Genomic DNA, 9,112 nt, shown 5'->3' with positions numbered 1-9,112 from the left:
GCGCAGGAGAGCGCGGAAATGACAACGAAGCACAAATAAAACATATCCAGGATTTTTTTCTCGATGAGCGCAACAGGGGAAAATATCCTTGTTATGTTATTGCACCGCAATGCCCTAAGATGAAATACTGGGCATCTTACGACCTCAAGACAAACGAACAGGTGCTCAGTGAAAAGCCTACCCAACCGTTGCAGATGGTTATTGAATTGATAGACAAAATCAGTAAGGATTTCCCTGTTGACCCATCACGTATTTATATAACCGGATTATCCATGGGAGGATTTGGAACCTGGGATCTCATTGCCAGGTATCCTAACAAATTTGCAGCAGCAGTACCTATTTGCGGAGGAGGAGATGTAAAAACAGCTACAGCTATTAAGCATATTCCAATCTGGGCTTTCCATGGAGCAAAAGATAATGTTGTGTCCCCTGTTTATTCCAGAAAGATAATTAATGCACTGCGTGAACAAGGAGCTTCACCAGGGTATTCAGAGTATCCGGATGTAGATCATAATAGCTGGATCCATGCCTATAAAGAACCGCATCTTATCCACTGGCTTTTCAGACAAAAGTTACCAAATACAACACCAACTAAATAATTGATTATTAGCAATTTAATCAAGTGCTACGAACTTTTCTGTAAAAAAGTTAACAATTAGATAATATTGGTCAGGTTAATTCGGCTTAGATTGCGGCCGAATTGTTCTTTTATGTTCGAACTTGACTTATCGCATTCTCTCATCCTGATCTTATGCCTGGTTGCCGCGTGCGGATTTGAATTCGTAAATGGATTTCATGATACCGCCAATGCAGTGGCTACAGTAATATATACTAATTCACTTAAACCCTGGACCGCCGTAATTCTATCTGGTGTCTGTAATTTCTGTGGTGTATTAATCGGAGGTGTTGGTGTTGCTGTTGGTATTGTTAACCTATTGCCTGTAGAATCTCTTGTAGATCAGAATATCGCTCATAGTCTCTCCATGGTAATGGCACTTCTCCTTAGTGCCATATTCTGGAATCTTTTAACGTGGTATTTCGGCATTCCTTGCTCAAGCTCTCATACATTAATTGGTTCTATCCTCGGCGTGGGACTTGCCTTCTCTTTACTTCCAGGCTCTAATGAGGCGGCGGTAAATTGGAGCAAAGCACAAGACATCGGGCTTTCGTTGTTAATTTCTCCGCTATTTGGTTTTTCAATGACAATCATCTTAATGTACTTCATCCGTACGTTAACAAAGAAATCAAAATACAGCGAAGTGTTGTTCAAGGAACCAAAGAAGAATGCCCCTCCTCCATTGTTTATTCGTTCTGTACTGATCTTCACATGCAGTAGCGTAAGTCTTTCTCACGGCTCTAACGATGGACAAAAAGGTGTTGGACTTGTTATGCTGATCCTTATTGGAATAGTACCTTCTTATTTCGCGTTAAATAGTAATTACAATCCTTCAGCATTGCATGATCCGTTGAAGAAAATAGAAATGATTGTTGATTCCATTGATGGCGCACCTTTATCGCAACCAGACCGTACCAGGTTAGAGGAAACAAGAAGTCTTACCAGGGACCTGGTTCACAGAATTGGGACCCATACCACGGTTGAAAACATTCCAAAAGGAGAACGCTTTTCAATTCGTAAAGATATTATGCTGATCGACCGTAATATTAAAACGCTTATGGGGAAGGAAGAGGTAAGGGTTAGTAAGGTAGAAGCACAAACATTGAAGGCTGAAATGGAAAGTGTAAAAGGAATTACAGATTACTCGCCTACCTGGGTTATTCTGATGATCGCACTTTCCCTTGGCACAGGAACAATGATTGGATGGAAAAGAATTGTTAAGACCATTGGTGAGAAGATTGGTAAAGAGCATCTCACGTACGCTCAAGGAGCCAGCGCTGAGTTGGTTGCGGCAAGTACCATTTCACTTTCAACGCACTTTGCTCTTCCGGTGAGTACCACTCACGTGTTATCATCTGGTATTGCAGGGAGTATGGTTGCAAGCAAAGGAATTAAAAACCTGCAGGCCGACACCGTTAGAAATATTCTTATTGCGTGGCTTCTCACTCTTCCTATCGTGATGATCATGTCAGGAACATTGTTCCTGTTATTCCGTGCATTGGTAGGGTAAGCTTTTATAAGACAACTTTTAATCTTCCACTACTTTACAATGGAGCAACGCGTTACGCTTATTACACTTGGTGTTACTGACCTTAAAGCTTCTAAAACATTTTATACTGAAGTATTTGGCTGGACTCCCCTTCCTGCCAGCGATGATAACATCGTATTCTTTCAACTGAACGGTATTCAGTTTGCTATCTTTCCAGATCATGCCCTGGCAGAAGATGCAGGTATAGATGCCAGCGGAAACGGCTTTCGCAAGTTCTCTCTTGCACATAATGTCAGATCTGAAAAAGAAGTAGATGATCTTATCGCAACTTTAAAATCAAGGGGAGCAAAAATAGTAAAGCAACCTCAAAAAGTTTTCTGGGGAGGTTACAGCAGTTATGTTGCTGATCCTGACGGAAATCTTTGGGAGATTGCTTTCAATCCTTTCATGCAATTGGATGCAAAAGGAAGTGTAGTTTAAATCTTATCTTCCGAAATCATCCTGAACGCGAACAATATCATCTTCATCGGATGGATTGTTTGCGTCAGTATGTTGCCATATTTCTGAGATCATTCCCCAGCCATCAAGCCCCACTAAACGGTGACGTTGACCCTGATTAAGGCGGATGATCTCATTAACTTCTAATTTCTTTACAGAGCCTTCTTCGTCTGTCTGGCTTGTAACTACCCCCGCAGTTCCTGCTACGAGTTTCCATATTTCTGCTCTGCGGTGGTGATACTGCCATGATAAGCGTTTTCCGGTTTGTACCATGAGAATTTTAGGACTTAGCTTACCACCTATCTTTAAGGATGCTATTTCAATTCCCGGAAAGAAAAGGTTCCCAAACTTTTCAGCCTGTGTTTCATCTATAACAAAGAAACCTCCCCAGGGGCGGCTGAAATCTTTTGCTACAATGTTAAAACCAAGACCTTGAAGATGCTTCTCTACTGAACTTAAAACCTCTGTTTTTTCTCCTTGTAATGATAATGGTGTACTCATGATATTTTAAATGTGATGTAAAAATAATTGCCGGTAAAAATTGCGCCAACGCTTCCCGGGCTTCTTTCGATATTTAGTCGCAATGATACTTAATTCCTCCGGCAACTCGAATACGATCGAGCGTTTCTATCAGGTCAAGAGAATCCTGTAAGCTCATGACAGGGCTTTCAGTTAATCCTTTCTTAATACAATCGTTAACGTGCCTTGCCTCAAACTGGTAACCATATCCTTCTTCTTTGTGTACATCTACTGAAGTTACCTCATCTTTGCCATAAACGAGTTCTACCCTGCCTATCGCATTGTGAAATCTGTTTCTCATTTGAATTCTTCCCTTGCTGCCAGCTATCATCGCTTCTACAGGTGTATCTGACGCAAATGTTGATGAAAGCACAGCCAAGGCGCCATCAAACTTCATGGTGATTACGCATTGCTCGTCTACGCCTGTTGAATACGCTGTAATCATAGCATGCACTTCTTTTGGTTTTCCAAGAATAGATTGCACCAGAAATACAGGATAAATGCCAATATCAAGCAAAGCGCCTCCTCCCAGCAAAGGATCGAAGAGGCGTTGAGGTAAAGGCTCAGGGGCTCTAAAGCCGAAATCTGCCTGTATTAGTTTTACAGTACCTATATCGCCTGACTTTATTATTGATATTACCTTTTCATACTGGGGAAGAAATTTGGTCCAGAAGGCTTCCATAAGAAAGACTTTCTCTTTCCTGGCCAGGGAAACCATTTCACTTACTTGTTTATAGTTAAGACCAAATGCCTTTTCACATAGTACTGCCTTCTTATGTATAAGACATAGCATGGTATGCTCATGATGATATCCATGAGGAGTTGCTACATAAATAACATCCACTTCACTACTTGCAGCAAGCGCTTCATAAGAATTATAAAATAAAGGAGCAGCAAACTGTTTCTGAAAAGCTTCTCCTTTCGCCTTATCTTTTGATGCAACGGCGGTAAGCTCAGCATCAGCTACAAGCTTTAGGTCAGCTGCAAATTTGTTAGCTATCTTACCACAACCTAATATTCCCCATCTGACTTTTTCTTTCATCTTTTTAATAATCTTGCTGTAAATTAAGAAATGATACTGTTTACAAAAAACGGTGTCTCCTATACGAAGGGCGATGAAAAAAACCAGGGATTTTAACTTCAAGAAGTTTACTGTATCACAGGACAGAGCAACTCACAAAGTAGGAACAGATGGTGTATTACTAGGTGCATGGACCAATATCATTAATGAAGGTTTTGTACTGGATATTGGCACGGGTACAGGACTAATTGCGCTTATGCTCGCGCAACGTACAACGCCAAACGTGATAGTACATGCAGTAGAACTTCAAAAAGAAGATGCAGAACAAGCCAGAGCAAATGTTAATCAATCTCCCTGGAAGGACAGAATAATGATTCATAACCAATCCATACAGGAATTTAAACCGGAAATTAAATTTGATCTTATAGTAAGCAATCCACCTTATTTCATTAACAGCGCCCTGCCCCCTGCCATGGAAAGATCAATTGTGAGACATACACAAAGTTTAAACTTCGAAGAACTTATGCATGCAGCGAAGAGGCTCATCCAACCATCAGGAAGACTTGCCGTGATACTCCCCTGGCAGGAGAGTCAGGTTTTTAAAAACATATCAGGTCAGCAGGGCTTTCATTGTATCCGCGAGTGTGCCTTTCGGTCAAGAGCCAACAAACCATTTGAACGCGCCCTCATGGAATTTTCTCAGCAACAATCATTTAAGGTTACAGAAGAACTTGTTTTACATGGTGAGGGCGAGCAATGGTCTGACGAGTATAAACAGTTAACGAAAGACTTCTACCTAAAAATCTAATCAAAAATGCTTCAAACGGCATTTTTTTACAACTGTACATCAATTGGTTACACTTTTAAAATTACTTGTTTAAACAAACAATTAGAAAATAGCGTTATTATTGCATTACAATTAGAAATCAAAACTAACTATGAAAAAACTTAACGCCCTATTAGTAATGTTAGTCATTACTTCGGTTGCTTTTGCTCAATCTACATGGACCATTGACAAGTATCATTCAAAAATCGGTTTTAGTGTTGCCCACATGGGTGTATCTGAAACTGAAGGTAAATTCAATGAATTCGATGGTACTATTTCAAGCAAAACAGAAGACTTCAACGGTGCTGAAGTAACCTTTACTGCCAAGACTGCTTCTATTGACACTGATAACGAAAGAAGAGATGGCCATTTAAAATCAGCTGATTTCTTTGATGCTGAAAAATATCCTGACATTACTTTCAAAGGTAATCTTGTAAAAAAAGGGAAGAAGTACAGCTTGAAGGGCAACTTCACAATGCATGGCGTAACCAAAGAAGTTGAATTTGATGTTACCTATGGTGGAACCGTAAATACTGGTAAAGGCTTTAAGGCAGGTTTCAAATTAAATGGTCAGATTAACCGCCAGGATTATGGTTTAACCTGGACAAACAAAGTGGCTACTGGCGAACTTGTAGTTGGCGATACAGTAGAAATCAGCTGTAAAATTGAAGTTGATAAAAAAGCATAAAATTAAAAGCCCTGAGAAATCAGGGCTTATTTTTTTACATAACGAGGAGAATTGAATTACAAATTCTTTTAAGCTTCGTCGTTTAGATTCGTAAAACGCTTACCTGTTATGAAGAAAATAGAAGAAGAGATTCAGCAAAAGAAATTCAAGAGCGCGCATCAAAAAGCGCTGGTAAATTTCCTTTATACTTCCAACTGGTTGCACTATAAACAACAGGAGTTTTTTAAACCTTACGGCATCACAGGTCAGCAATATAATATCTTACGAATACTGAAAGGACAACATCCTAAAAGCATTTCTGCTACAGAAATAAAATCAAGAATGCTTGATAGAAACTCTGATGTATCGCGGCTTCTTGACAGGCTCGAATTAAAAAACCTGATAATCAAAAAAACATCTACGGCAGACAAGCGGGCAACAGATGTTTTTATTACTGAACAAGGGCTAGAACTTTTGAAAGCAATTGCTAAAAAAGAGGAGCTTGTTGATGAGATGTTTAATATTACTGAAGAAGAAGCTTTATTACTAAGCGATCTCCTCGATAAGTGCAGAAGCTGAACAAAAAAGAAGGACCAGCATTACTTAAGCCAGTCCTCCTATAAAAATTATCTTACAAATCCAGATCAGATCTTAGCGATCTCCTGACGCACAAAGCCCATCAGCTCTTTAATGTACTCTCTGCTAAAATCAAATTTGATGTTGGCAGCTTTATAAATTTCAGGAATAGATTTCATGTAGCCCAGCTTAAGTGCATTTTGATAACCTTCCAGACCTTTCTGCCTGTCTTTTCTAAAGTTTCTCCATACGGCAACTGCACCTAATTGTGCCATACCATACTCGATGTAGTAAAAAGGCACTTCAAATAAGTGAAGCTGTTTGTGCCATAGGTAATCTTTGTAAGATTGTAGTGCAGACCAATCAGTAACAGTATCTGAAAACTGATCAAAGATCTTATTCCACTGCGTCTTTCTTTCCTCAACGGTGTGGTTAGGGTTCTCGTAAATCCAGTGCTGAAACTTATCGATTGTTGCTACCCATGGCAATGTCTCTATAAGGTCTTCGAGATGTTCGCGCTTCGCACGCTTAAGATCGTCTGAATTGGAGAAGAACTCTTCCCAATGGTCCATCGATATCAATTCCATTGACATAGAAGCAAGCTCAGCAACTTCTGAAGGCGTTGACTTAAAGTCATTCAGTTCAAGATCGCGGGTAAGGAAATTATGAATTGCATGCCCACCTTCGTGCATAATGGTTACCATATCCCGTAAGGTACTTGTGGCATTCATGAAGATGAACGGAACACCAATTTCGGATAAGGGATAATTGTAACCGCCAGGTGCCTTTCCTATTCTCGATTCAAGATCCAGATGCCCCATCTCTTTCATAATAGAAAGGCACTGACCGAGATATTGATCAAGCTTCTGAAATACATTAATAGTTTTATCTGTAAGCTCTTTGCCATTGGTAAAAGGCTTCAACGCTTCGCGACCTTCAGGATCTACAGCTTTATCCCAAGGTCTTAGTTTATCAACTTTCAAGCTTTGCTTTCTCTCTGAAGCAAACTCATTCAACAAAGGCACAACTTCATGCTGAATGGCTTCATGAAATTTAAAGCAATCTTCGGGTGTATAATCAAACCTGCCAAGGGATTTGAACATGTAATCTCTGAAGTTCTTAAAGCCGGCATTAACTGCAACCTGGTGTCTTAACTGAATAAGCTTTGAAAAAAGTTGGTCGAGTTGTTCCTGATCTTTAAGCCTTCTTTCAGCAATCTTGATGTAAACTTCTTCGCGCTTTTTTCTGTCAGTAGACATTAGAAATACAGAAGCCTGCTGAAGGGTAAGTTCTTTGCCATCAACATTCACAGTCATAGCACCGTTGATCTGTGCATATCGCTGCGCTTCGGTACTGATCTCCGTATACAAAGCAACGTTCTCTTCTCTGAAAATCTCAATTTCCTTTTTAAGGCTACGGATCATGATGTCATAACCAGGTTGTTTTGCAAGCTGACTCAGGAATTCAGAATCCGCTGCCTTTTTATTCAGCTGGTCAGAGACAGGAGCTATCTGCGGTTGAATGTTTTGAATAAAGTCCTGGTAAGCATTCAGATAATCTTTATTCTCCGTATAGCACGTCATCTTAATGTAACGCCATGCAAGGTCTTCTGAGATGATGGCTTCAAGCTCGCTGCGATCGAGAAACCATTTCTTCAGGTCGTCGAGTGATTTTATTTGTCTTTGCAGGAGGTTATCGAAGTACGGTTTGATAACTTCCCATGAAGTAACCTTAAAATCTTCTGGTAAAAATTTGCGGGATGGCCGCTTTATTGTTTCTATAGTTGCGTTCATATTTCTTTAGCTGAGGTGGCAAAATAGGAAAAATGAACGCCACTACGCAACCTACAATTGTGGTATTGATTCCTTTTCGATAGCAGTTGCCTTTAATACTTCAGTAAATTCGCGCCAGGTGGCCGTAGCAGGAGTACCATCTTTAAATAGAATTAAAAGCTCGGTAAACACAGAAGACTCGAGGTTAAATGATGATAAAATCTGCTTGATATATTCTGCTTCCTTGTCATCAACAATACCATCGGCAAACAAAAGCCTCATCAGATCGTACAACAGATTCATTCGATTAAGAAAAGAATCAGGAATAAAAACGTCGAAAGGCGAAGTATCTTTCAGAAGCTCTTCAATCTGCCAGCTTTTCAGATTTCTGTCTATTCCAATGCTATACAAAACCTTAAACTCACTCTCTGCCAGCTCGCCATCCACAGAAGCCATGTAAATCAGATTCCTAAAATAACTCTTCCTGAAACTTAACTTTTGATGCTCAAAGAAACTTGTCATTTAACTAGTTGCGGGTTTAAAATACCATTACGTGAAAATGGAATTGTAGTTGTACCTGATGCCATATTTATTAGCCATTCTGCTTACCTCCAATACTTTATCATTGTTCACGGCGACATTATATTTAGTAAGCGCTTCATTTAAATTAATAACTTTTGTATCTTTAAATGGCATTTTTTAAGCCTCTGATCTTCAGGTTCAATTTCTCAGGAACCCGCCCTTCTTAAAACTACAACCTCAATCACAACGACTGGACAAAAAGAGCACAAAGTGTGCACAGAGTGTGGAGAATAACTTAGTAATGAGTTAGAGGAAGCTAAGAGAAGGCTTAGACAAGCCTTGGCTCATCCGTGTTCAGCAAACTAATAATTTTTTAAGGCACCTGAGTTTTTGACACTATTTGTCAAAACCGACCTTTATGTTGCAGAAAAAAAAGACAAATGGCTATAACTCAACTCAATCCGATTATTAAGGGAACCCGTGGTTCTTTAGGAAAACTAATGTTCAGGCAAGTAGGCGGTAAAACCATACTATCTGCAAAACCCTCATCTCCTAAAAAACAAAGTGAACAGCAACGTGCAAACAGGCTTAACTTCAGGGAGGCTT

At 39.8% G+C, this 9,112-nt stretch carries 11 protein-coding genes; 6 read left to right on the top strand and 5 right to left on the bottom strand.

The features are described from left to right. The 3 genes from KK060_RS24090 to KK060_RS24080 all read left to right on the top strand — a co-directional run. The coding region (locus KK060_RS24090) for a carboxylesterase family protein (protein ID WP_254157714.1) at positions 1–599 on the top strand (599 nt) is incomplete at its 5' end. Between the two features lie 111 nt (positions 600–710). Continuing rightward, positions 711–2,126, top strand: coding sequence for an inorganic phosphate transporter (locus tag KK060_RS24085; protein ID WP_254157712.1), 1,416 nt, complete (start codon positions 711–713; stop codon positions 2,124–2,126). Positions 2,127–2,165: 39 nt separating this feature from the next. Continuing rightward, positions 2,166–2,585 (top strand): VOC family protein, encoded by a 420-nt coding sequence (locus tag KK060_RS24080; protein ID WP_254157710.1) that lies wholly within the window; start codon positions 2,166–2,168, stop codon positions 2,583–2,585. A gap of 3 nt (positions 2,586–2,588) precedes the next feature. Here KK060_RS24080 and KK060_RS24075 read toward each other — a convergent pair whose 3' ends face one another. Continuing rightward, complete coding sequence (locus KK060_RS24075; protein WP_254157708.1) at positions 2,589–3,104, bottom strand: cupin domain-containing protein; 516 nt, start codon at positions 3,102–3,104, stop codon at positions 2,589–2,591. A gap of 73 nt (positions 3,105–3,177) precedes the next feature. Beyond that, positions 3,178–4,164: a Gfo/Idh/MocA family protein gene (locus KK060_RS24070; RefSeq protein WP_254157706.1), complete on the bottom strand. Its 987-nt coding sequence runs from the start codon at positions 4,162–4,164 to the stop codon at positions 3,178–3,180. A gap of 73 nt (positions 4,165–4,237) precedes the next feature. On the opposite strand from KK060_RS24070, the gene KK060_RS24065 reads away from it, so the two are divergent. From KK060_RS24065 to KK060_RS24055, 3 genes are all read left to right on the top strand, one after another. Next, entirely contained in the window at positions 4,238–4,951 is a 714-nt protein-coding gene (locus KK060_RS24065) for a tRNA1(Val) (adenine(37)-N6)-methyltransferase (protein ID WP_254157703.1), read from the top strand. A gap of 130 nt (positions 4,952–5,081) precedes the next feature. Continuing rightward, positions 5,082–5,657, top strand: a complete 576-nt coding sequence (locus KK060_RS24060) for a YceI family protein (protein ID WP_254157701.1) — start codon at positions 5,082–5,084, stop codon at positions 5,655–5,657. Between the two features lie 108 nt (positions 5,658–5,765). Next, complete coding sequence (locus KK060_RS24055) at positions 5,766–6,215, top strand: MarR family winged helix-turn-helix transcriptional regulator (RefSeq protein WP_254157699.1); 450 nt, start codon at positions 5,766–5,768, stop codon at positions 6,213–6,215. A 65-nt stretch (positions 6,216–6,280) separates the two neighbouring features. Here the strand turns inward: KK060_RS24055 and KK060_RS24050 are convergent, their stop codons facing one another. From KK060_RS24050 to KK060_RS24040, 3 genes are read right to left on the bottom strand one after another with little or no spacing between them, the layout of a single operon-like run. Beyond that, positions 6,281–8,005: a M3 family oligoendopeptidase gene (locus KK060_RS24050; protein ID WP_254157696.1), complete on the bottom strand. Its 1,725-nt coding sequence runs from the start codon at positions 8,003–8,005 to the stop codon at positions 6,281–6,283. Positions 8,006–8,056: 51 nt separating this feature from the next. Further along, positions 8,057–8,506: a tellurite resistance TerB family protein gene (locus KK060_RS24045; protein ID WP_254157694.1), complete on the bottom strand. Its 450-nt coding sequence runs from the start codon at positions 8,504–8,506 to the stop codon at positions 8,057–8,059. Between the two features lie 27 nt (positions 8,507–8,533). Then, on the bottom strand, positions 8,534–8,680 hold the full coding sequence (locus KK060_RS24040; RefSeq protein WP_254157692.1) for a hypothetical protein: 147 nt from the start codon (positions 8,678–8,680) through the stop codon (positions 8,534–8,536). Positions 8,681–9,112: the final 432 nt, after the last annotated feature.

Source organism: Chryseosolibacter indicum, assembly GCF_018598585.1.
GTDB classification, from domain to species: domain Bacteria; phylum Bacteroidota; class Bacteroidia; order Cytophagales; family Cyclobacteriaceae; genus Chryseosolibacter; species Chryseosolibacter indicus.
Note: the sequence above shows the minus strand (reverse complement) of the source record. Positions and strands in the feature narration are given on the sequence as shown.